The following is a 21,165-nucleotide window of genomic DNA, read 5'->3' on the forward strand; positions in this document are numbered from 1 at the left end:
AAATGCCGTCGACTTCAAGTCCCCCTTGGACGCGGGGAATTCGAAGCGCCCGGACGGAGTCCGGCCGGACCCGTCCGGGACACACGCCTCAATTCATCCGGCCCAGCACGTCCCGCACCCGACGGACGTCCCTGAGGCGCCGCTCGTACGTCGCGCCCAGCGCGAGCAGCAGCAGCCCGGCCAGCGCGGGCGGCACCCAGCGGGGCAGCGCGTCGGCGAACTGCACCAGGTACGGCGCCAGTTCGTGCAGCGCGGTCAGCACCAGCACCGCGCCGCCGAGGACCAGCGGCGCCCGCAGCCGGTACCGGGCACCCAGCAGCGTGATGAGCAGCGCCGCCGAGCCGAGCAGCAGCGGACGCGGCCAGCCCTCGTCCCGCCACAGGGCGGCGAGGCTCGGCAGCAGCGTCACGGCCAGCCCCGGACCGTACGCCGGCCACGACCCGGTCAGCGGGTCCCGGCGCCTGCGCCAGGCACCGACCAGCAGGGCCGGGAGGGTCACCGGCAAGGTGTACGCCTCCGGGGCCGTGACCTCCCACGCGGCCAGCCGCACCCAGGCGGCCAGCGCGAACAGGGCGGCCGCCGCGTAACCGGCCGAGCGGCGGTCCGGCCGTACCGCGGTCGCCGCCGCGAGCACGCCGAGCGACGACAGGACCAGGGCCAGCACCGGCGCGTCCGTCACCGCCAGGCCGACCGCCACCAGGGCGGCGGCCGCGCCCGTCACCTCGCAGGCGACCCGCGCCGTGGCGGCGAGCCGGGGTGCGACGGCCACCGCGGCCGCCGGGACGACGAGGACCAGCAGGGCCGTGTGCGACGCCTGCCAGCCCGCCGCCGCCCCGGTCGCGCAGGCCAGCGCGGTGGCGTACACCAGGGCCGCGGGCGCCGTCACCGGAGCGCACCGGGAGCGCGCCGAGGCCGCCGCGTACAGCACGGTCAGGGCGGACAGCGCGGTCAGCGTCACGGTGCGGTCGGCCAGCGCCAGGAAGGCCAGGTCGACCGAGGTGACCAGCGCCAGGGCCGTACCGGCCGGCGGGAGGACGGGCAGCGCGAGGACGGCCACCGTCAGCAGGCCGAGCAGCAGGAGCCCGACCACGTACGGCAGTTCCAGCGCGGCCGGCAGGGACAGCACCGCCGCCCAGGCCAGCGCCGCGGCACCGGCGAGCGCCTGCGGGCGCCAGGCCGCGTTCCGCATCAGCAGGGCGAGGGCGGCGGCGAGGATGCCGAGCACCGCGAGCGCCGGGCCGGAGTGCGACAGCCAGGGCGCGTGCACGGTCACCGCGTCCCGCGCGTCGGCCGGGGCGCCCGACCAGGGGCGGTCCACCTGGCCGAGCGGGCCGAACAGGGCCACGGCGACGAGCGGCAGCGCCACCAGCAGCGCGAGCCCCTGCACGGCGGCGGAGGCCCAGGCCACGCCGTGCCGCACCGGCTCGGGCAGCCGCGGCACCCGCAGGGCCGCCAACAGGGCCAGACCGGCCAGGAGTTCCGCCGGTACGGCCCAGCCCCCGGGCAGCACCACGCGCAGGAGACCGCCGAGCGCGGCGAGCAGCAGCAGGGCCCCGAGGAGGGCGGTCGCCGTGGGGAGGGTGGTGGTGAGCGGCCGGCCGGGGCGGGCCAGGGAGGCTGCGCCGAAGGCCGTCGGTGCATCCGTGGGACCCGTGGTGTTCGTCGTGCCCACCGCATCGGTACCGCTCGGAGCGTGCGGAGCACCCGTAGTGCTCGGGACGCCCGCAGGGTCCGAGGCGGCCGTGCCCGCCGTCCGCCAGGCCGCCGTCAGGGCCACCGCCGACGCCGGGAGCAGGAGCGCCGCCGCGCGGGCCGCGGCGCCCGGGCCGGGTGCCGTCCAGGAGAGCCAGAGCGCTCCGAGGAGGCCCCAGCCGCCCATGCCGTAGGCGCCGGTCGCGGCGGCGATCCGTACGGTGCGCAGCGCGGGGGACGTGACGAGGAGGGCCGCCGCCGCGTCGGCCGTGGCCGTCAGCAGGAGCGCGGCCGAGATGCCGTAGGGGCCCGCACCGGCGGCCACCGCGGCGAGCGGCAGCGGGAGTTGGGCGGCGGCCAGCGCGGCGGGCCGGGGCAGGCGCAGTGCGTCCAGGGCGGTGCCGTAGGCCGCCCACAGAGCGGCCAGCACGGTCGTCGCGACGGCCGCGTACGCGGTGCCGTCCGTGCCCGCGAGGGCCGCGGCGTGCAGGGCGTACGCGTCCAGGACCGTCAGGGCGAGGCCCAGTCCGGCCACCGACTCCGCGGTCGAGCGCAGGCCGCGGCGCAGCAGCGGCACCGGGGCGGCGAGCGCCGCCGCCGTCACCGTGCCCAGCACCGCAGCCCGCCCGGCGATCCCCAGGTGACCCCAGCTGACCAGCGTGAACGCCATCGCCGCGATGGTCAGCAGGACACCGCCGAGCACCAGCAGCACGTTCTGCACGCGCGGCGCGGACGCCTCGGGGCGCGGGCCGGCGGTGGGCGTCGGCCCGGTGGAGGGCGGGGCGGCGGGGCCGGGCGGCGCCGACTGGAGGACCGAGACCAGCCAGGCGCGGCGGGCCAGCAACCGGGCGCGGCGCGCGTCCAGCCGGCGCAGCTCGGCGTCGAGGAACCGCAGTTCCTCGGCCGGGGGCGGAAGGTACGTCATGCTTCGGAGTGTGGCCGGGGTCACGCCGGGCGCCATGAGTACCGGTACTCAGAACCGGCCGGGGAAGCTACTCGGACGAGGAGCCGGAAGCCGCCGGTCGCGGGGGAGATCCCGCCGTGCACGGGGAAGACGCAGGCCATGGACTGGACCCACTACCGCTTCGTCAGCCGCTGGCCCCTGCCCGCACCCGTTCCGGTCGTGTACGCGGTGCTGGAGCGGCCCGAGGACTACCCGCGCTGGTGGCCGCAGGTGCGCGAGGTGACCCGGCTCGACGGCACCAGCGGCGTGCTCCGCGTCCGCTCCCTGCTGCCGTACGACCTGACGTTCACCGCGCACGAGACGCGCCGCGACCCGGCGGCCGGGGTGCTGGAGACCGCGCTGGCCGGCGACATGGAGGGCTGGGCCCGCTGGACGGTCACCCCGGCCGCGGGCGGCTGCCTGGCCCGCTACGACCAGGAGGTCGACGTGACCAAGCCGCTGCTCCGGCGGTTCGCCGTGCCGGGACGGCCGCTGCTCCGCGCCAACCACCGGCTGATGATGCGCGCCGGGCGGCGCGGACTGCTCGGCGCGCTCGAAGCGGTTTGAAGGATCGCCGCGGGGACCTGTATGGTTCAGTGCGTTCCCGGGCGATTAGCTCAGTGGGAGAGCGCTTCGTTCACACCGAAGAGGTCACTGGTTCGAACCCAGTATCGCCCACCGGGAAAAGGCCGGTCCGCCGCAGCGGGCCGGCCTTCTTCGTGCCCCGCCGTCCTCGCGGTGCTTCCCGCCGAGTACCTTCACGCCGCCGCCGGCAGCTCCGGGCGCAGGGGCCAGGCCGGATCGACCGTCTCCTCCTGGCCGCTGCGCGCGAACCAGGCCTGCAGGCCCCGCGCCTGCGCCGCGTGCCAGCCCGTCTGCAGGGTGTGCAGCTCGCCGGGGGACAGGCGCTCCAGACGGGCCGCGAAGCGCCGGCCCAGCGCGCGGACCACCTCCAGCGCGGCCAGCGCGTCCGCCGCCGCGTCGTGCGCCTCCGCCAGGCTCACGTCGTAGTGCGCGCACAGGTCGGTCAGGGTGCGCCGGCCCTTGCGGTAGCGGTCCAGGTGCTTGTCCAGCACCCTCGGGTCCAGCACCACCAGCGCGCCCGGGTCCACCCAGCGGGCCAGCGACGACGCGCGGTGCCGGCGCAGCTCGCGGTCGAGCAGCGTCAGGTCGAACGGCGCGTTCATCACCACCAACGGCCGTCCGGCCGCCGTCTGTTCGGCCAGCAGCTCGGCTATCTCGTACATCACCGGCGCCGGCCAGCGGCCGGTGCGCTGCAGGTGGTCGTCCGTCAGTCCGTGCACCGCCGTCGCCGCCTCGGGCACCGGCACGCCCGGGTTGACCAGCCACCGGCTGACCCGGGGCCGGGCGCCCGCGGTGTCCTGGACGACGAGCGCGGCCGACACGATCCGGTCGCTCTCGACGTCCACGCCTGTCGTCTCCGTGTCGAACGCGGCCAGCGGGCCTTCGTACCAGCAACTCATACCAACCCAACCCCTCGATCAGCCGCGGCAGCTGACGCCCCGTCTTCTGCCCGTTTGGTGATACCCGGGCTGTTTGCGCCGTACGCCGCGAGGAGACAACAGGAGTACGGGTCTTTGCAGTTCAGCGACCCGACGCGGGGATTCACCTGGTTCGGAAGGCTGTTGCCCATGGCGATAGCGCAGCCCGAGCGGGGCGGGCTGCTGCCCGACCGCACGGGCCCTCATCGCGGCTCGCTCGCCACCACCGCCTGCATGGAGACCTTGCAGGTCGGTTACCTGCACGCCGTCGCGGCGGCCGCGGGGTGCTCGCTGTCCCAGCCGTTCCCGGACAACGGCATCGACTGGCACGTCAGCCACAGCGCCCCCGGGCACACCGTCGACGACGAGGTGACCATCAAGGTGCAGTTGAAGGCGACGTACCAGATCGCGCCCGGCCCCCCGGGCCGCTCCTTCTCGTTCACCCTCGACAACGACCACCTGAGGAAGCTCGCCCGCACACCGGTCTCGGTGCACAAGATCCTCGTCGTGATGATCGTGCCCCGGTCCCGGGACCAGTGGCTGCGGGCCGGACACGACCGGCTGGACCTGCGGCACTGCTGCTACTGGGTCAACCTGGCCGGCCACCCGGTCACCGGCCGCACCCGCACCACCGTGCGGATCCCGACCGCACGCATCTTCGACGACCGGGCCCTGTGCGAGATCATGACGCGGGTCGGGACGGGAGGACGACCGTGACCCACCGCCCCCTGCAGGACCACCTGCGGCCGGTCCGGCCGCACCCGGACGGTGTGCCCCGGGACCGTGCCCCCGAGCCCGGCGACGTCGACCCGGCCGTCCTCGGCGCGCTGCTGCTGCGCCACGGCTGGCGGCGGCGCGGCGGCGCCGCCGGGCGCTACGGCCGCTGGACGCCGCCCGGCCCCGGCGCGGCCGGCACCAGCCTGCTCGTGCCCGTCAGCCGCGCCTTCCCCGACAGCGACGACCTGCTCGCCGAGGCGCTGGACGCCCTGGCCCGCAGCGCCTCCCCGTCCGCGCGGGAGGTGCTGGTGTCCCTGGCCGTGCCCAGCGACGAGGTCCGCTGGTGGCGGGACGTGCCCGGCGGGCCCGCCGGGGCCGCGCCCTGGACGGCCGAGGAGCGGCTGCGCGCCGCGGCCCGCCGGACCCTGCTGGCGGCCGCCCTCGCCACCCGGGCCCGCGCCGGCTACCACGGCGCCCGCCACCGCCGCACCGCCGCCGCGCTGCTGGGGGACGTGCTGGTGGGCCCGGCCGCCGGGGGGCGGGCGCTGACCGCGTTCGTGCCGGTCGCCCCCGCCCGGGCGGTGGCGGTGCGCCTGCACCAGTCCCTGTGCGCGGCCCGCGAGGCCATCGACTACCGGCGGGCCACCGGCGGGATGGACGCTTTCGACAGCGCCGTCGGGGCGGGCGTCAGCCGGGAGCTCACCGAGGCGCTGATCGCCCTCGTCCAGGGCACCGAGGGCGCCCGCGTCGCCGTCGAGTGGTCGCCCGCCGCGGGCGTCCCCGAGGACTGCGCGGCGAGCGGCGAGCCCGTCGAGTTCTCGCCCGGCGACCTGCCCGCGCTGCGCGAGGCCGGCGCCCGCTACCTGCGCGAGGAGCCCGCCGTGCCGGTGCGGATCACCGGCACCGTGGTGCGGCTGCGCAGGTCCGGCCCGCGCGGCGAGGGCAGCGTACGGCTGCGGGTGCTGGCCGGCGCCGAGGTGCCGCACGTCCGCCTCACCCTCGACGAGGACGACTACCGCACCGTCGGGCGGGCCCACCTCGCCGGCCTGCCCGTGCGCGTGCGGGGCCGGCTGGAGAGCCGGGGCGGCTTCCGCCGGGTCACGGCGGCCTCGGACGTCGAAGCGGTGCAGGTGGACGAGGCGGAACGGGACCGCCTGATGAAGTCCCTCCAGGAGACCGCCGGGGCCACGGCGTTCCTGGCGGAGACGTGCGAAGGGGACTGACGCGCGCCCGGCGCGGGTGCGGGGGCCGCGGAACTGATTTCGCGGTGGGCGGGTGCGGGTCGGTACGATCCCCCTCATGCGTGCGCTCCGGTATGGCGCCGCACCCCCCTTCAGTCAGGAGAGACCGGTGGCAGACGTCCGTGTGATCATCCAACGCGATTCCGAGCGGGAAGAGCGCACGGTGACGACGGGCACCACGGCCGCCGAGCTCTTCGCCGGCGAGCGCTCGGTCATCGCCGCGCGCGTGGGCGGCGAGCTCAAGGACCTGTCGTACGCGCTCGCCGACGGCGACGAGGTCGAGGGCGTCGAGCTCTCCTCCGAGGACGGCCTGAACATCCTGCGCCACTCCACCGCGCACGTCATGGCGCAGGCGGTGCAGGAGCTCTTCCCCGAGGCGAAGCTCGGCATCGGCCCGCCCGTCAAGGACGGCTTCTACTACGACTTCGACGTCGAGCGGCCGTTCACGCCCGAGGACCTCAAGGCCGTCGAGAAGAAGATGCAGGAGATCCAGAAGCGGGGCCAGCGGTTCTCCCGCCGGGTCGTGACGGACGAGGCCGCCCGCGAGGAGCTGGCCGGCGAGCCGTACAAGCTGGAGCTGATCGGCCTCAAGGGCTCGGCGTCGTCGGACGACGGCGCGGACGTCGAGGTCGGCGCCGGCGAGCTGACGATCTACGACAACCTGGACGCCAAGACCGGCGAGCTGTGCTGGAAGGACCTCTGCCGCGGTCCCCACCTGCCCTCCACCCGTCTCATCCCGGCGTTCAAGCTGATGCGCAACGCGGCCGCCTACTGGCGCGGCAGCGAGAAGAACCCCATGCTGCAGCGCATCTACGGCACCGCCTGGCCGTCCAAGGACGAGCTGAAGCAGTACCTGGACTTCCTCGCCGAGGCGGAGAAGCGCGACCACCGCAAGCTGGGCAGCGAGCTCGACCTCTTCTCCGTCCCCGAGCAGATCGGCTCGGGCCTCGCGGTCTTCCACCCCCGCGGCGGCATCGTCCGCCGGGTCATGGAGGACTACTCGCGCCGCCGCCACGAGGAGGAGGGCTACGAGTTCGTCTACACCCCGCACGCGACGAAGGGGAAGCTCTTCGAGACCTCGGGCCACCTGGACTGGTACGCCGACGGCATGTACCCGCCCATGCAGCTCGACGAGGGCGTGGACTACTACCTCAAGCCCATGAACTGCCCGATGCACAACCTGATCTTCGACGCGCGCGGCCGCTCCTACCGCGAACTGCCGCTGCGCCTCTTCGAGTTCGGGACCGTGTACCGGTACGAGAAGTCGGGCGTCGTGCACGGCCTGACCCGCGCCCGCGGCTTCACCCAGGACGACGCGCACATCTACTGCACCCGTGAGCAGATGTCCGAGGAACTGGACCAGACGCTCACCTTCGTGCTGAACCTGCTGCGCGACTACGGCCTCACCGACTTCTACCTGGAGCTGTCCACCAAGGACCCGGAGAAGTTCGTCGGCTCCGACGAGGCGTGGGAGGAGGCCACCGAGACGCTGCGCCAGGTCGCCGAGAAGCAGGGCCTGCCCCTGGTGCCCGACCCGGGCGGCGCCGCCTTCTACGGCCCGAAGATCTCGGTGCAGGCCAAGGACGCCATCGGCCGCACCTGGCAGATGTCGACCATCCAGCTCGACTTCAACCTGCCGGAGCGCTTCGACCTGGAGTACACCGCGGCCGACGGCTCCAAGCAGCGCCCGGTCATGATCCACCGCGCGCTGTTCGGCTCCATCGAGCGGTTCTTCGCCGTCCTGCTCGAGCACTACGCGGGCGCCTTCCCGGCGTGGCTCGCGCCCGTGCAGGCCCTCGGCATCCCGATCGGCGACGCGCACGTGGAGTACCTGGAGAAGTTCGCCGCCGCCGCCAAGAAGCGGGGCCTGCGGGTCGAGGTGGACTCCTCCTCGGACCGCATGCAGAAGAAGATCCGCAACGCCCAGAAGCAGAAGGTGCCCTTCATGGTCATCGCGGGCGACGAGGACATGTCGAACGGCTCGGTGTCCTTCCGCTACCGCGACGGCTCGCAGGAGAACGGCATCCCCTTCGACGAGGCGATCGCCAAGATCGCCCAGGTCGTCGAGGAGCGGACGCAGGTCTGATCCCGCCGGCCGGCCGCTGAGGCCGTCAGGCGGTCACGGCCCCCGGGGAGGTGCTCACCTCCCCGGGGGCCGTTCGTCCTCCTCCCGGGAGAACACCTGGATCAGCCACGACGAGAACGAGCCGGTGACCGCGCCCAGCAGCGCCAGTCCGCAGGCCATCAGCCCGACCGCGATCAGCCGCCCCACCGGGGTCACCGGCGTGACGTCGCCGTAGCCGACGGTCGCGAGGGTCGAGCACGCCCACCACACGGAGTCCCCGAAGGTCCTGATGGTCGCCCCGGGCGCACCGCGCTCGTGCTGGTACACGGCGAGCGCACCGGCGAAGCCGAGGAGCACCGTCGACAGCCCGGCGTACGTGATCACCCGCGCGTGCAGCGACAGCCGCGGTTCACCGTGCCGGCGCTGGACGACCTCGTACAGCCGGACGATCCGCAGCGGGCGCAGCAGCGGCAGTGCCACCACCAGGGTGTCCAGCCAGTGCGAGCGCACGAACCCCAGCCGCCGTCCGCTCAGCCGCCAGCGCACCCCGTAGTCCAGGACGAACAGCCCCCACGTGGCCATCGTCAGCGTCAGGCACACGTCGTGCCACACCCCGGGCAGGCCGGGGGCCAGCACGTGGACGGCGTAGGCGCCGAGGAAGATCAGCGAGGCGACCGAGAGCGGCACCTCGGTGCGCTGCTCCCAGCGGGTCTGGCGGCTGTCTCGGTCCACCGGCCCAGCTTCGCCCGCGGGGGCCGCGCCGCAACCCCGCCGACACGCCGCGAACGGGCGACGCCATATGCTGCCGGGTATGACGAGTGAGCCGGAGCAGCAGATCGGAGCGGGGACGCCGGACGCGTTCCAGCGCCTGTGGACGCCCCACCGGATGGCCTACATCCAGGGCGAGGGCAAGCCCAGTGGCCCGGGGGCCGACGACGGCTGTCCCTTCTGCTCGCTGCCGGGGAAATCCGACGAGGACGCCCTGATCGTCGCCCGCGGGGAGCACGTGTACGCGGTGCTGAACCTCTACCCGTACAACGGCGGCCACCTGATGACCGTGCCCTACCGGCACGTCGCCGACTACACGGACCTCACCGGGCCGGAGACCGTCGAGCTGGCCGAGCTGACCAAGCAGGCGATGACGGCCCTGCGCAGCGCCTCCGGCGCCCACGGCTTCAACATCGGCATGAACCAGGGCGCGGTCGCCGGCGCGGGCATCGCCGCCCACCTGCACCAGCACATCGTCCCGCGCTGGGGCGGCGACACCAACTTCATGCCGGTCGTCGGCCACACCAAGATCCTGCCCCAGCTCCTCGCGGACACCCGCAAGATGCTGGCGGAGGCGTGGCCCACGGCCTGAGCGCGGGCCACGGCCGGAGGGGCCGCGCGGCGGCCTACGCGTCGTAGACGTCGACCTTCCTGGGGGTGGGGTCCTGGACCGCCGTGCTCAGGAAGGCCGACCGCGTGCCGAACTTCTCCGTGTCCACGTCGTGCTCCTTGAGCACCTTGATCGCGGCGGCGTGCACCACCCGCAGCACCGGGGTGGCCGCGCGCAGCGCGTCGTCGGCCATGAAGCGGTGGCGCCAGGGCTGGTCGGCCCAGGCGTGCCGCAGACCGAAGGGCTCGGGCAGTCCTATCGAGCCGCCGAGCCAGTTCAGCAGCGGCGGGTACCAGCTCAGCGTCGCCCGCGCGGCGAGGCGGACCACCTCGTCCGGGGTGACCAGCGGCAGCGTCACCTTGCGGGTCTCCCAGAACCGGACGGTCTTGGCGACCTCCTTGGTCGGGGCCTCCGGCTTGGTGGTGAACAGCCCGTTCACCGGGCCGAGCGCGTGGCCCGTGACCTCGATGCGCAGCGTCTCGTGCAGCACCGTCACGGTGATCATCATGGTGATGATCAACTGCCCGTCCCACAGCGGCCACTGCACGCCCAGGTAGTGCCGGTCGCCGCCGCCGAACTGCTGGTTGTTGCAGATGTTCTCTATCGCCGACGGCTTGACCTGGTACGCCTCGACGTCCGTGCCCTCCGGCCGGGCGACCGCCTTGGCGTTCTCCCCGACCGGGGTGACGATCCAGTGCCGCACCGTGGGCGGCGGGAAGCCGCCGGTCTTCAGGCTCTGCCGGTTCAGCAGGGTGAGCTGGTCGTGGATCGCGCGGATCACGGTCCAGCTCCGGAACTCGTGCACGCCCTTGTTGGGGTCGAGGGGCGTCAGCTCCTCGGCGAGATGCCAGGCGCCCCAGCGCGTGCCCATGCCGAGGATGCCCTTGGGGCCGGCGTAGAAGACCGAGTTGGACTGCTGCTCCGCGCTGAGCCGGGCCAGCGACTGGCGCAGCTGCTCGGCGGCGGTCTGGTTGGGGCTGGTGGGCACGGCCTCGGGGACCTTCGCGCCGATGCTGCTGCCCGCCAGCAGGCTGTCCCAGCGGCCGCGCAGGTCCTGCGCGGTGCCCTCGCAGACCCGCTTGGCCACGAACCACCCGGCCACCGGGGCGACGACCGCACCGCGCGCGTACCACCCCACCAGGCCCCCGAAGGGCATCTTGAGCAGGAACAGCAGCGCCAGCGCGCCCACCGCCAGCAGCAGCACGGTGGCCATGCCGGACACCCGCCGGTTGTCCAGCCTGCCCACGGTCGCCCGGAGCTGGAAGACCAGCAGCCACACCAGCAGGCCGGGCAGGAACAGCACCCCGAACAGCAGCATGATGCCGGTGAGCTTCTTGTCGCGCTCGCGGCGGATGCGGTTGGCGGCCAGGCAGTGCTCCACGACGACCTGCGGCTCGGTGCCGAAGGACTGGATGAGGGGCTTGCGGCCGACGCCCAGCATGCGGTCGACCACCGCCTGCGAGAACGCCTCGCCCAGGTTCGGCCGGAAGATCTTGGCCCACGAGCGGCCCACGGAGACCGTGGACTGGTGCCACTCGTTGTCGGCCTTCCTGATGTCCTCGACCGGGTTGTCCCGGTAGGCCGCCGACGCCAGCGCGAAGGTCGCCGTCTGCCCCTCGTCGCCCGCCCGCGGCACCTGTGGTCCGAAGAAGTCCGCGTAACTGCCGTCCACGCTCTCTCCCGCCCCCAACGCCGCAACGCTCGCTCCTGCGGCCTTCCCGACTTCCGTGCTCCGCACACCTGTTGATCAGGTCATCAGGGTATCCGCCGGCGCGGACCCGCGTCGGCGGACGGCCGAAGCCGCCCGCCGACGCGGAGGAAACCCCTCCGCCCGGGGCCCGGGCGCGGGACGTCCCGGCCACCGGGGCGGCTGCCCCACGGGCCACTTGGGCCCGGCGCGCACCAACCCTCAGGTGTCCCGGGCCTGTTCGCGGACCTTCTCGGCGATCTGGACCGGCATCGGCTCGTGCCGCACGTACCGGCGGTCGAACCGCGCCGTGCCGTGCGACAGCGAGCGCAGGTCCACCGCGTACCGGCCGATCTCGATCTCCGGCACCTCGGCGCGGATCACCGTCCGCCCGCCCGCGGTCTGCTCCGTGCCCAGCACCCGGCCGCGCCGGCCGGACAGGTCGCTCATCACGGCGCCCACGTAGTCGTCGCCGACCAGCACGCTCACCTCGGCCACCGGCTCCAGCAGGTGGATCCTGGCGTCGGCCGCCGCCTCCCGCAGCGCCAGCGCGCCCGCCGTCTGGAACGCGGCGTCGGAGGAGTCCACCGAGTGCGCCTTGCCGTCGAGCAGCGTGACGCGCACGTCGATCAGCGGATGGCCGGCCGCCACCCCCTTCGCCGCCTGCGCCCGTACGCCCTTCTCCACCGACGGGATGAACTGGCGCGGCACCGCCCCGCCGACGACCTTGTCCACGAACTCGATGCCCGAGCCGCCCGGCAGCGGTTCCACCTCGATCTCGCAGATCGCGTACTGGCCGTGCCCGCCGGACTGCTTCACGTGCCGCCCGCGCCCGGCCGACCGGTGCGCGAACGTCTCGCGCAGCGACACCCGGTGCGGGACCACGTCGACCTGGACGCCGTAGCGGGTGCGCAGCCGCTCCAGGGCCACGTCCGCATGCGCCTCGCCCAGGCACCACAGGACGACCTGGTGGGTGTCCTGGTTCTGCTCCAGGCGCATCGTGGGGTCCTCGGCGACCAGCCGGGCCAGGCCCTGGGACAGCTTGTCCTCGTCGGCCTTGCTGTGCGCCTGGATGGCCAGCGGCAGCAGCGGGTCCGGCATCCGCCACGGCTCCATCACCAGCGGGTCGTCCTTCGCGGACAGCGTGTCGCCGGTCTCCGCGCGGGTCAGCTTCGCCACGCACACCAGGTCGCCCGCGACGGCCTGCGGCACCGGGCGCTGCTGCTTGCCGAACGGCATCGACAGCGCGCCGATCCGCTCGTCCAGATCGTGGTCCTCGTGGCCCCGGTCGGTCATGCCGTGCCCGGACACGTGCACCGTCATGTCGGGCCGCAGCACCCCGGAGAAGACGCGCACCAGCGAGATCCGGCCCACGTACGGGTCGGACGACGTCTTGACGACCTCCGCGACCAGCGGGCCGTCGACGTCGCACGGCTTGATCTCGCGCGGTGCGCCGTCGATCGTGGTCACCCCCGGCGTGGGGTGCTCGAACGGCGTCGGGAAGCCCCGCGTGATCAGCTCCAGCAGCTCCACCGTGCCGATGCCCTGCCGGGCGCCCTCGGCCGCGGGGGCGGCGGCCAGGACGGGGAAGAACACGCCGCGCGCGACGGCCCGCTCCAGGTCCTCGATCAGGGTCTTGACCTCGACCTGCTCACCGCCGAGGTAGCGGTCCATGAGGGTCTCGTCCTCGCTCTCGGCGATGATCCCCTCGATCAGCCGGTTGCGGGCCTGCGTCATGTCCGGCAGCCGCTCCGGACCCGGCTCGGACTCCTGGCGCTCGCCGGAGGAGTAGTCGAACAGCTTCTGCGACAGCAGCCCGACCAGCCCCGTCACGGGCGCGTGCCCGTCGGGCCCCTGCGGGCCGTGCAGCGGCAGGTACAGCGGCAGCACGGCGTCCGGGTCGTCCCCGCCGAACGTCTCGGCGCACACCCGGGTCATCTCCTCGAAGTCGGCCCGCGCCGCCTCCAGGTGCGTGACGACGATCGCCCGCGGCATGCCGACGGCGGCGCACTCCTCCCACACCATGCGGGTGGAGCCGTCCACACCGTCCGACGCCGAGACGACGAAGAGGGCCGCGTCCGCCGCGCGCAGACCGGCCCTCAGCTCCCCGACGAAGTCGGCGTACCCGGGGGTGTCGAGGACGTTGACCTTGATGCCGTCCCACTCCAGCGGCACCAGGGAGAGCTGCACCGAGCGCTGCTGCCGGTGCTCGATCTCGTCGTAGTCGGAGACGGTGCCGCCGTCCTCCACGCGGCCCGCCCGGTTCACCGCCCCGGCGGTCAGCGCGAGGGCCTCCACCAGGGTCGTCTTGCCCGACCCGGAGTGGCCGACCAGCACCACGTTCCGCAGGGACGCGGGGTGGTCGGCCGCCACTGCCCTGCCGGCGGCTCCGGGGTGTGTCTGTGTCTTGTCGCCCATGATCCTGCCTCCCGTGCACGGTGAGGTCACTGGGGCGCGGCGAAGCGGCGGATCCGCGTGGGGGCGGCTCCGGCGACGCCCGCGGTCCTTCGAGCTTTCCACTCCCGTCACGGTGCGTCCATACGAGGGACCCGAACCCGCCACCCACCGGCCCGCCGTCCGCGATCGGGCCGTGACCCGGATGCCGTCAGGACGTGACCCCGGCCGCGGGTGCCCGGCCGTCGCGGCCCCGCGCGCGTGGCTACGATGGGCCAGCCGGTGACCAGCAGGGGTCGCGGCGCCACACCGACCGTCGGGAAGGCCATGCTGAACAAGTACGCGCGTGCATTCTTCACGCGTGTCCTCACACCGTTCGCCGCGTTTCTCATCCGCCGGGGCGTCAGCCCCGACACCGTCACGCTGATCGGCACCGCCGGCGTGATGGCGGGCGCGCTGGTCTTCTACCCCCGGGGCGAGTTCTTCTGGGGCACGGTCGTCATCACGCTCTTCGTCTTCTCCGACCTCGTCGACGGCAACATGGCCCGCCAGCTCGGCCGTTCCAGCCGCTGGGGCGCCTTCCTGGACTCCACGCTCGACCGGGTCGCCGACGGCGCGATCTTCGGCGGCTTCGCGCTCTGGTACGCCGGCAACGGCGACGACAACGTGCTGTGCGCGGTCTCGATCTTCTGCCTGGCCAGCGGCCAGGTGGTGTCGTACACCAAGGCCCGCGGCGAGTCGATCGGCCTGCCGGTCGCCGTCAACGGGCTCGTCGAGCGCGCCGAGCGTCTGGTGATCTCCCTGGTCGCGGCCGGCTTCGCGGGCCTGCACAAGTTCGGCGTGCCCGGCATCCAGTACCTGCTGCCCGTCGCCCTGTGGATCGTCGCCGTCGGCAGCCTGGTCACGCTGGTCCAGCGGGTCGTCACGGTGCGCCGCGAGTCCGCCGAGGCGGAGGCCGCGGCCGCCGCACAGCCCGGGGCCCAGGGGAGGGAGACCGCCCAGTGAGCGCCCAGGAGCGGCTGACCGACGCGCTGTACGGCCTCGGCTGGGGCACCGTCAAGAAGCTCCCCGAACCCGTCGCGGTGCGCCTGGGCCGGTCGGTCGCCGACCTCGCCTGGAAACGGCGCGGCAAGGGCGTCCAGCGGCTGGAGCGCAACTACGCGCGCGTGGTGCCGGACGCCTCACCCGAGCGCCTGGCGGAGCTGTCCCGCGCGGGCATGCGGTCCTACCTGCGGTACTGGATGGAGTCCTTCCGGCTGCCCGCGTGGAGCGCCGAACGCGTCCGCGACGGCTTCGAGCCCAAGGACCTGCACCACCTGACCGACGGCCTCGCCGCCGGCCGGGGCGTCGTCCTCGCCCTGCCGCACCTGGCCAACTGGGACCTGGCCGGCGCGTGGGTCACCACCGCGCTCGGCACGCCGTTCACCACGGTCGCCGAGCGGCTGAAGCCGGAGACGCTCTACGACCGTTTCGTCGCCTACCGCGAGGGCCTCGGCATGGAGGTCCTCCCGCACAGCGGCGGCGCCGCCTTCGGCACCCTCGCCCGGCGGCTGCGCGACGGCGGCCTGGTCTGCCTGGTCGCCGACCGCGACCTGTCGGCCTCCGGCGTCGAGGTGACCTTCTTCGGCGAGACCGCCCGGATGCCCGCCGGACCCGCCCTGCTCGCGCAGCAGACGGGCGCACTGCTGCTGCCCGTGACCCTCTGGTACGACGACTCGCCCGTGATGCAGGGCCGGGTCCACCCCCCGATCGAGGTCCCCGGGTCAGGCGACCGGGCCGAGAAGGCGTCCCTCATGACACAGGCGCTGGCCGACGCCTTCGCCACGGGGATCGCCGAGCATCCGGAGGACTGGCACATGCTGCAGCGCCTGTGGGCCGCGGACCTCGAACCGCGTCCGGCCGAGGGGGAGCGCGCGTGAGGATCGGCATCGTCTGCCCGTACTCCTGGGACGTACCGGGCGGCGTCCAGTTCCACATCCGCGACCTCGCCGAGTACTTCCTGCGGCTCGGCCACGAGGTGTCCGTGCTCGCCCCCGCCGACGACGACACCCCGCTGCCGCCGTACGTCGTCTCCGCGGGCCGCGCGGTCCCGGTGCCGTACAACGGCTCGGTGGCGCGGCTGAACTTCGGCTTCCTGTCCGCCGCGCGCGTGCGGCGCTGGCTGCACGACGGCGCGTTCGACGTGGTCCACATCCACGAGCCGACCTCGCCGTCCCTCGGCCTGCTGACCTGCTGGGCCGCGCAGGGCCCGATGGTGGCCACGTTCCACACGTCCAACCCGCGCTCCAAGGCGATGATCGCCGCCTATGCCATCCTCCAGGCGGCCCTGGAGAAGATCAGCGCCCGGATCGCGGTCAGCGAGTACGCCCGGCGCACCCTGGTGGAACACCTCGGCGGGGACGCCGTCGTCATCCCCAACGGCGTCGACGTCGACTTCTTCGCGAAGGCCGACCCGAACCCCGCCTGGCAGGGCGACACCATCGGCTTCATCGGCCGCATCGACGAACCCCGCAAGGGTCTGCCGGTGCTGATGCGGGCCCTGCCGAAGATCCTCGCCGCCCGCCCGCAGACCCGGCTGCTGATCGCCGGGCGCGGTGACGAGGAGGAGGCGGTCGCCTCGCTGCCGGCCGAACTGCGCCCGCGGGTGGAGTTCCTCGGCATGGTCAGCGACGAGGACAAGGCGCGCCTGCTGCGCAGCGTCGACCTGTACGTGGCCCCCAACACCGGCGGCGAGAGCTTCGGCATCATCCTGGTGGAGGCGATGTCCGCGGGCGCCCCCGTGCTGGCGGCCGACCTCGACGCCTTCGCGCAGGTCCTCGACCAGGGCGCGGCGGGCGAGCTGTTCGCCAACGAGGACGCCGACGCCCTCGCCGACGCGGCCGTACGCCTCCTGGCGGACCCGGATCGTCGCGCCGCGCTGAGCGCCCACGGCAGCGCGCACGTGCGCCGCTTCGACTGGTCCACGGTGGGCGCCGACATCCTCTCGGTGTACGAGACGGTCACCGCGGGCGCGGCCGCCGTCGCCACCACGGACGACCCCCGCCCCCCGGGCCTGCGCTCGCGTCTGGGCCTGGCCCGCGACTGAGCGGCCGGCGGCCGCGTACTCTTTCCGCCCGTGACCGCAACCCTCATCTGGATCCTCGTCGCCCTGCTGGCGATCGGCCTCTACCTGAGCTGGACGGCGGGACGGCTGGACCGGCTGCACGCCCGGATCGACGCGGCGCGGGCCGCGCTGGACGCGCAGTTGCTGCGCCGCGCGTCGGTCGCCCAGGAGGTGGCGACCTCGGGCATCCTCGACCCGGCCGCCTCCATCGTGCTGTACGAGGCCGCGCACGCCGCCCGGCAGGCCGAGGAGGAGCAGCGGGAGGTCGCCGAGAGCGAGCTGAGCCAGGCGCTGCGCGCGGTGTTCGCCGACCCCCGGCAGGTCGAGGTGGTCCGGGAGGCGCCGGGCGGCGACGAGGCGGCACGGGAGCTCACCGAGGCCGTGCGCCGCGTCCCGATGGCCCGCCGCTTCCACAACGACGCCGTCGGCGCGGCCCGCCGCCTGCGCGAGCACCGCAAGGTCCGCTGGTTCCGGCTCGCCGGCCACGCGCCGTTCCCGATGGCGTTCGAGATGGACGACGAACCGCCCGCCGCCCTGGCCGACCGGGCCGCCTGAACCGCACCGGGCAGGGCCCCGCACCGCGTCCGCCGCGCGTCCACGGCGCAAAAGGATCCACCGGCTCGGCATTGGCCCTTGCTGTGGACTGGTCCACTCGCGTTTCCTCGGTGCTTGCAGAAACCCTCTTCACCCCAGTGAGGTCACCTCGTGTCCAGCCCCGTGTCCAGCACCGAGAACCAGGCTCCCGAGACCGGCACCGCCCGCGTCAAGCGCGGCATGGCCGAGCAGCTCAAGGGCGGCGTCATCATGGACGTCGTCACGCCGGAGCAGGCGAAGATCGCCGAGGACGCGGGCGCCGTCGCCGTCATGGCCCTCGAGCGGGTCCCGGCCGACATCCGCAAGGACGGCGGCGTGGCCCGCATGTCCGACCCGGACATGATCGAGGGCATCATCGAGGCCGTCTCGATCCCGGTCATGGCCAAGTCCCGCATCGGCCACTTCGTCGAGGCCCAGGTCCTGCAGTCCCTCGGCGTCGACTACATCGACGAGTCCGAGGTCCTCACCCCGGCCGACGAGGTCAACCACTCCGACAAGTGGTCCTTCACCACCCCGTTCGTCTGCGGTGCCACCAACCTCGGCGAGGCCCTGCGCCGCATCTCCGAGGGTGCCGCGATGATCCGCTCCAAGGGCGAGGCCGGCACCGGCAACGTCGTCGAGGCGGTCCGCCACCTGCGCCAGATCAAGGGCGACATCGCCCGGCTGCGCGGCCTGGACAACCACGAGCTGTACGCCGCCGCCAAGGAGCTGCGCGCCCCGTACGAGCTGGTCAAGGAGGTCGCCGAGCTGGGCAAGCTCCCGGTGGTGCTCTTCTCCGCCGGCGGCGTCGCCACCCCGGCCGACGCGGCCCTGATGCGCCAGCTCGGCGCCGAGGGCGTGTTCGTCGGCTCCGGCATCTTCAAGTCCGGCGACCCGGCCAAGCGCGCCGCCGCCATCGTGAAGGCCACCACCTTCTACGACGACCCGAAGATCATCGCGGACGCGTCCCGCAACCTCGGCGAGGCCATGGTCGGCATCAACTGCGACGTGCTGCCCGAGTCCGAGCGCTACGCCAACCGCGGCTGGTAACCACCCATGACCGACGCACCTGTCATCGGCGTCCTGGCGCTCCAGGGCGACGTACGGGAGCACCTCATCGCCCTGGCCGCGGCCGACGCCGTGGCCAGGCCGGTGCGGCGCCCCGAGGAACTCGCCGAGGTCGACGGCCTCGTCCTGCCCGGCGGAGAGTCCACCACCATCTCCAAGCTGGCCCTCCTCTTCGGGGTGATGGAGCCGCTGCGCGCCCGCGTGCGGGACGGCATGCCGGTCTACGGCACCTGCGCCGGCCTGATCCTGCTCGCCGACAAGATCCTCGACCCGCGCTCGGGCCAGGAGACCGTCGGCGGCATCGACATGATCGTGCGCCGCAACGCCTTCGGCCGGCAGAACGAGTCGTTCGAGGCCGCGGTCGCCGTCCGGGGCGTCGCGGGCGACCCCGTGGAGGGCGTCTTCATCCGCGCCCCCTGGGTGGAGTCCGTCGGCGCGGCGGCCGAGGTCCTCGCCGAGCACGAGGGCCACATCGTCGCCGTCCGCCAGGGCAACGCGCTCGCCACGTCGTTCCACCCGGAACTGACCGGCGACCACCGCGTCCACGCCCTGTTCGTCGACATGGTGCGCGCGAACCGGGCAGCCGAGTCCTTGTAGGATTCCTGCGTTCGTTGATGGGATGGGTTACGCGAAGGAGACAGGCAGATGTCCGGCCACTCTAAATGGGCTACGACGAAGCACAAGAAGGCCGTGATCGATGCCAAGCGCGGCAAGCTCTTCGCGAAGCTGATCAAGAACATCGAGGTCGCCGCGCGCATGGGCGGCTCCGACCCCGAGGGCAACCCGACGCTGTACGACGCCATCCAGAAGGCGAAGAAGTCGTCGGTCCCGAACAAGAACATCGACTCCGCGGTCAAGCGCGGCGCGGGCCTGGAGGCCGGCGGCGCCGACTACGAGACGATCATGTACGAGGGCTACGGCCCGAACGGTGTCGCGGTGCTCATCGAGTGCCTCACCGACAACCGCAACCGCGCCGCCTCCGAGGTCCGCGTCGCCATGACCCGCAACGGCGGCTCCATGGCCGACCCGGGCTCGGTGTCGTACCTGTTCAACCGCAAGGGCGTCGTCATCGTCCCCAAGGGCGAGCTGACCGAGGACGACGTGCTCGGCGCCGTCCTGGACGCCGGCGCCGAGGAGGTCAACGACCTCGGCGAGACCTTCGAGGTCATCAGCGAGGCCACCGACCTGGTCGCGGTCCGCACCGCCCTGCAGGACGCCGGCATCGACTACGACTCCGCCGACGCCAACTTCGTCCCGACCATGCAGGTCGAACTGGACGAGGACGGCGCCCGCAAGATCTTCAAGCTGATCGACGCGCTGGAGGACAGCGACGACGTGCAGAACGTCTTCGCCAACTTCGACGTCAGCGACGACGTCATGGAGAAGGTCGACGCGTAGGCGCCGCCGCGCGGGGCGCAGGGGTTCAACGGGCCGACGGGACACACCCGTCGGCCCGTCCCTTTGCGCGGCGTTGTCGGTGCCACCCGATAGCCTGCACAAACAGGCGAACGAGTCGCCGGTCGGGCCGTCGGAGGGAGGGGCGCGTGCGCGTACTGGGGGTGGACCCCGGGCTGACCCGCTGCGGTGTCGGCGTCGTCGAGGGGGTCGCGGGACGGCCGCTCACCATGATCGGCGTGGGGGTCGTGCGCACCCCCGCGGACGCCGAGCTCAGCCACCGCCTGCTCGCCGTCGAGCGGGGCATCGAGCAGTGGCTGGACGAGCACCGGCCGCAGTTCGTGGCCGTCGAGCGCGTCTTCAGCCAGCACAACGTCCGCACCGTGATGGGCACCGCCCAGGCCAGCGCCGTCGCCATGCTGTGCGCCGCCCGGCGCGGCATCCCCGTCGCCCTGCACACCCCGAGCGAGGTCAAGGCCGCCGTCACCGGCAGCGGCCGCGCGGACAAGGCCCAGGTCGGGGCGATGGTCACCCGGCTGCTGCGGCTCGCCGCACCCCCGAAGCCCGCCGACGCCGCGGACGCCCTCGCCCTCGCCATCTGCCACATCTGGCGCGCCCCCGCGCAGAACAGGCTCCAGCAGGCCGTCGCCCTGCAGACCGCCAGAACACCGAAAGGCCGCCTCGCATGATCGCCTTCGTCAGCGGCACGGTCGCCGCCCTCGCCCCCGACGCCGCGGTCGTCGAGGTCGGCGGCGTCGGCATGGCCGTCCAGTGCACGCCGAACACGCTGTCCGCGCTGCGGCTCGGCCGGCCCGCCAAGCTGCACACCTCCCTGGTGGTCCGCGAGGACTCGCTCACCCTGTACGGCTTCGCCGACGACGACGAACGGCAGGTCTTCGAGCTGCTGCAGACCGCGAGCGGCGTCGGCCCCCGGCTCGCCCAGGCCATGCTCGCCGTGCACAGCCCGGACGCGCTGCGCCGCGCGGTCGCCACCGGTGACGAGAAGGCGCTCACCGCCGTGCCCGGCATCGGCAAGAAGGGCGCCCAGAAGCTGCTCCTCGAGCTCAAGGACCGCCTCGGCGAGCCGCTCGGCGCCCCCGCCGTGGGCGCGCCCGTCAGCAGCGGCTGGCGCGACCAGCTCCACGCGGCGCTCATCGGCCTGGGCTACGCGACCCGCGAGGCCGACGAGGCCGTCGCCGCCGTGACCCCCCAGGCCGAGGCCGCCGGGGGCACGCCGCAGGTCGGCCGGCTCCTCAAGGCCGCCCTCCAGACTCTGAACAGAGCCCGTTGACCCCAGCACGATGAGGACCGCCCGGCACAGCCGCCGGGCACCGTCCACCGATCCGAGCCCGCCGCGCAGACCTGGCCGGGCACCGCCCGCCGACCCGACCTCCGTAAGGCACACAC

The 21,165-nt window shown here is 73.7% G+C and carries 19 protein-coding genes and 1 tRNA gene; 15 read left to right on the forward strand and 5 right to left on the reverse strand.

Annotated elements, in window-relative coordinates; all coding sequences use genetic code 11:
• Positions 1 to 88: 88 nt before the first annotated feature.
• On the reverse strand, positions 89 to 2,617 hold the full coding sequence (locus tag E4U92_RS22540; RefSeq protein ID WP_229862691.1) for an SCO7613 C-terminal domain-containing membrane protein: 2,529 nt from the start codon (positions 2,615 to 2,617) through the stop codon (positions 89 to 91).
• A gap of 138 nt (positions 2,618 to 2,755) precedes the next feature.
• On the opposite strand from E4U92_RS22540, the gene E4U92_RS22545 reads away from it, so the two are divergent.
• Together E4U92_RS22545 and E4U92_RS22550 are read left to right on the forward strand one after the other, a co-directional pair.
• On the forward strand, positions 2,756 to 3,202 hold the full coding sequence (locus tag E4U92_RS22545) for an SRPBCC family protein (RefSeq protein ID WP_137302244.1): 447 nt from the start codon (positions 2,756 to 2,758) through the stop codon (positions 3,200 to 3,202).
• 39 nt (positions 3,203 to 3,241) lie between these two features.
• Positions 3,242 to 3,313 (forward strand) — tRNA-Val (locus E4U92_RS22550).
• An 80-nt stretch (positions 3,314 to 3,393) separates the two neighbouring features.
• Here the strand turns inward: E4U92_RS22550 and E4U92_RS22555 are convergent.
• Entirely contained in the window at positions 3,394 to 4,119 is a 726-nt protein-coding gene (locus E4U92_RS22555) for a 3'-5' exonuclease (RefSeq protein ID WP_137302245.1), read from the reverse strand.
• Positions 4,120 to 4,287: 168 nt separating this feature from the next.
• Here E4U92_RS22555 and E4U92_RS22560 point away from each other — a divergent pair, with 168 nt between their 5' ends.
• The 3 genes from E4U92_RS22560 (at position 4,288) to thrS (ending at position 8,181) form a co-directional block, all read left to right on the forward strand.
• The gene (locus tag E4U92_RS22560; RefSeq protein WP_137302246.1) at positions 4,288 to 4,854 is read left to right on the forward strand and encodes a DUF4365 domain-containing protein; all 567 of its coding nucleotides are present in this window, start codon (positions 4,288 to 4,290) and stop codon (positions 4,852 to 4,854) included.
• Positions 4,851 to 6,077: a hypothetical protein gene (locus E4U92_RS22565; RefSeq protein ID WP_137302247.1), complete on the forward strand. Its 1,227-nt coding sequence runs from the start codon at positions 4,851 to 4,853 to the stop codon at positions 6,075 to 6,077. The genes E4U92_RS22560 and E4U92_RS22565 overlap by 4 nt, the downstream gene beginning before the upstream one ends.
• A gap of 127 nt (positions 6,078 to 6,204) precedes the next feature.
• The gene (gene thrS, locus E4U92_RS22570) at positions 6,205 to 8,181 is read left to right on the forward strand and encodes a threonine--tRNA ligase (RefSeq protein WP_137302248.1); all 1,977 of its coding nucleotides are present in this window, start codon (positions 6,205 to 6,207) and stop codon (positions 8,179 to 8,181) included.
• Positions 8,182 to 8,235: 54 nt separating this feature from the next.
• Here thrS and E4U92_RS22575 read toward each other — a convergent pair whose 3' ends face one another.
• Positions 8,236 to 8,892 (reverse strand): potassium channel family protein, encoded by a 657-nt coding sequence (locus E4U92_RS22575; protein ID WP_137302249.1) that lies wholly within the window; start codon positions 8,890 to 8,892, stop codon positions 8,236 to 8,238.
• A 79-nt stretch (positions 8,893 to 8,971) separates the two neighbouring features.
• Here E4U92_RS22575 and E4U92_RS22580 point away from each other — a divergent pair, with 79 nt between their 5' ends.
• Positions 8,972 to 9,520: an HIT family protein gene (locus E4U92_RS22580; protein ID WP_137302250.1), complete on the forward strand. Its 549-nt coding sequence runs from the start codon at positions 8,972 to 8,974 to the stop codon at positions 9,518 to 9,520.
• A gap of 34 nt (positions 9,521 to 9,554) precedes the next feature.
• Here E4U92_RS22580 and E4U92_RS22585 read toward each other — a convergent pair whose 3' ends face one another.
• Both E4U92_RS22585 and E4U92_RS22590 read right to left on the reverse strand, forming a co-directional pair.
• Entirely contained in the window at positions 9,555 to 11,210 is a 1,656-nt protein-coding gene (locus tag E4U92_RS22585; RefSeq protein WP_229862694.1) for a hypothetical protein, read from the reverse strand.
• A gap of 237 nt (positions 11,211 to 11,447) precedes the next feature.
• Entirely contained in the window at positions 11,448 to 13,643 is a 2,196-nt protein-coding gene (locus E4U92_RS22590) for an elongation factor G-like protein EF-G2 (protein ID WP_137302252.1), read from the reverse strand.
• A gap of 246 nt (positions 13,644 to 13,889) precedes the next feature.
• On the opposite strand from E4U92_RS22590, the gene pgsA reads away from it, so the two are divergent.
• From pgsA to ruvA, 9 genes are all read left to right on the forward strand, one after another.
• On the forward strand, positions 13,890 to 14,624 hold the full coding sequence (pgsA, locus tag E4U92_RS22595) for a phosphatidylinositol phosphate synthase (RefSeq protein WP_137302253.1): 735 nt from the start codon (positions 13,890 to 13,892) through the stop codon (positions 14,622 to 14,624).
• Positions 14,621 to 15,538: a phosphatidylinositol mannoside acyltransferase gene (locus tag E4U92_RS22600; RefSeq protein WP_137302254.1), complete on the forward strand. Its 918-nt coding sequence runs from the start codon at positions 14,621 to 14,623 to the stop codon at positions 15,536 to 15,538. The genes pgsA and E4U92_RS22600 overlap by 4 nt, the downstream gene beginning before the upstream one ends.
• Positions 15,535 to 16,704: a glycosyltransferase family 4 protein gene (locus E4U92_RS22605; RefSeq protein WP_137302255.1), complete on the forward strand. Its 1,170-nt coding sequence runs from the start codon at positions 15,535 to 15,537 to the stop codon at positions 16,702 to 16,704. The genes E4U92_RS22600 and E4U92_RS22605 overlap by 4 nt, the downstream gene beginning before the upstream one ends.
• Before the next feature lie 30 nt (positions 16,705 to 16,734).
• Positions 16,735 to 17,277 carry a LemA family protein gene (locus E4U92_RS22610; protein ID WP_137302256.1) on the forward strand — a complete coding sequence of 181 codons (543 nt, stop codon included), beginning with the start codon at positions 16,735 to 16,737 and terminating at the stop codon, positions 17,275 to 17,277.
• A 162-nt stretch (positions 17,278 to 17,439) separates the two neighbouring features.
• On the forward strand, positions 17,440 to 18,345 hold the full coding sequence (gene pdxS, locus E4U92_RS22615; RefSeq protein WP_067235801.1) for a pyridoxal 5'-phosphate synthase lyase subunit PdxS: 906 nt from the start codon (positions 17,440 to 17,442) through the stop codon (positions 18,343 to 18,345).
• A 6-nt stretch (positions 18,346 to 18,351) separates the two neighbouring features.
• On the forward strand, positions 18,352 to 18,960 hold the full coding sequence (pdxT, locus tag E4U92_RS22620; protein ID WP_137302257.1) for a pyridoxal 5'-phosphate synthase glutaminase subunit PdxT: 609 nt from the start codon (positions 18,352 to 18,354) through the stop codon (positions 18,958 to 18,960).
• Between the two features lie 48 nt (positions 18,961 to 19,008).
• The gene (locus E4U92_RS22625; protein ID WP_137302258.1) at positions 19,009 to 19,761 is read left to right on the forward strand and encodes a YebC/PmpR family DNA-binding transcriptional regulator; all 753 of its coding nucleotides are present in this window, start codon (positions 19,009 to 19,011) and stop codon (positions 19,759 to 19,761) included.
• Positions 19,762 to 19,907: 146 nt separating this feature from the next.
• Positions 19,908 to 20,447: a crossover junction endodeoxyribonuclease RuvC gene (gene ruvC / locus E4U92_RS22630; RefSeq protein WP_137302259.1), complete on the forward strand. Its 540-nt coding sequence runs from the start codon at positions 19,908 to 19,910 to the stop codon at positions 20,445 to 20,447.
• Positions 20,444 to 21,049 (forward strand): Holliday junction branch migration protein RuvA, encoded by a 606-nt coding sequence (gene ruvA / locus E4U92_RS22635; RefSeq protein WP_137302260.1) that lies wholly within the window; start codon positions 20,444 to 20,446, stop codon positions 21,047 to 21,049. Before ruvC ends, ruvA begins: the two co-directional genes overlap by 4 nt.
• The last annotated feature ends 116 nt before the right edge of the window (positions 21,050 to 21,165 follow it).

This window comes from Streptomyces galbus (genome assembly GCF_005280195.1).
GTDB lineage: Bacteria > Actinomycetota > Actinomycetes > Streptomycetales > Streptomycetaceae > Streptomyces > Streptomyces galbus.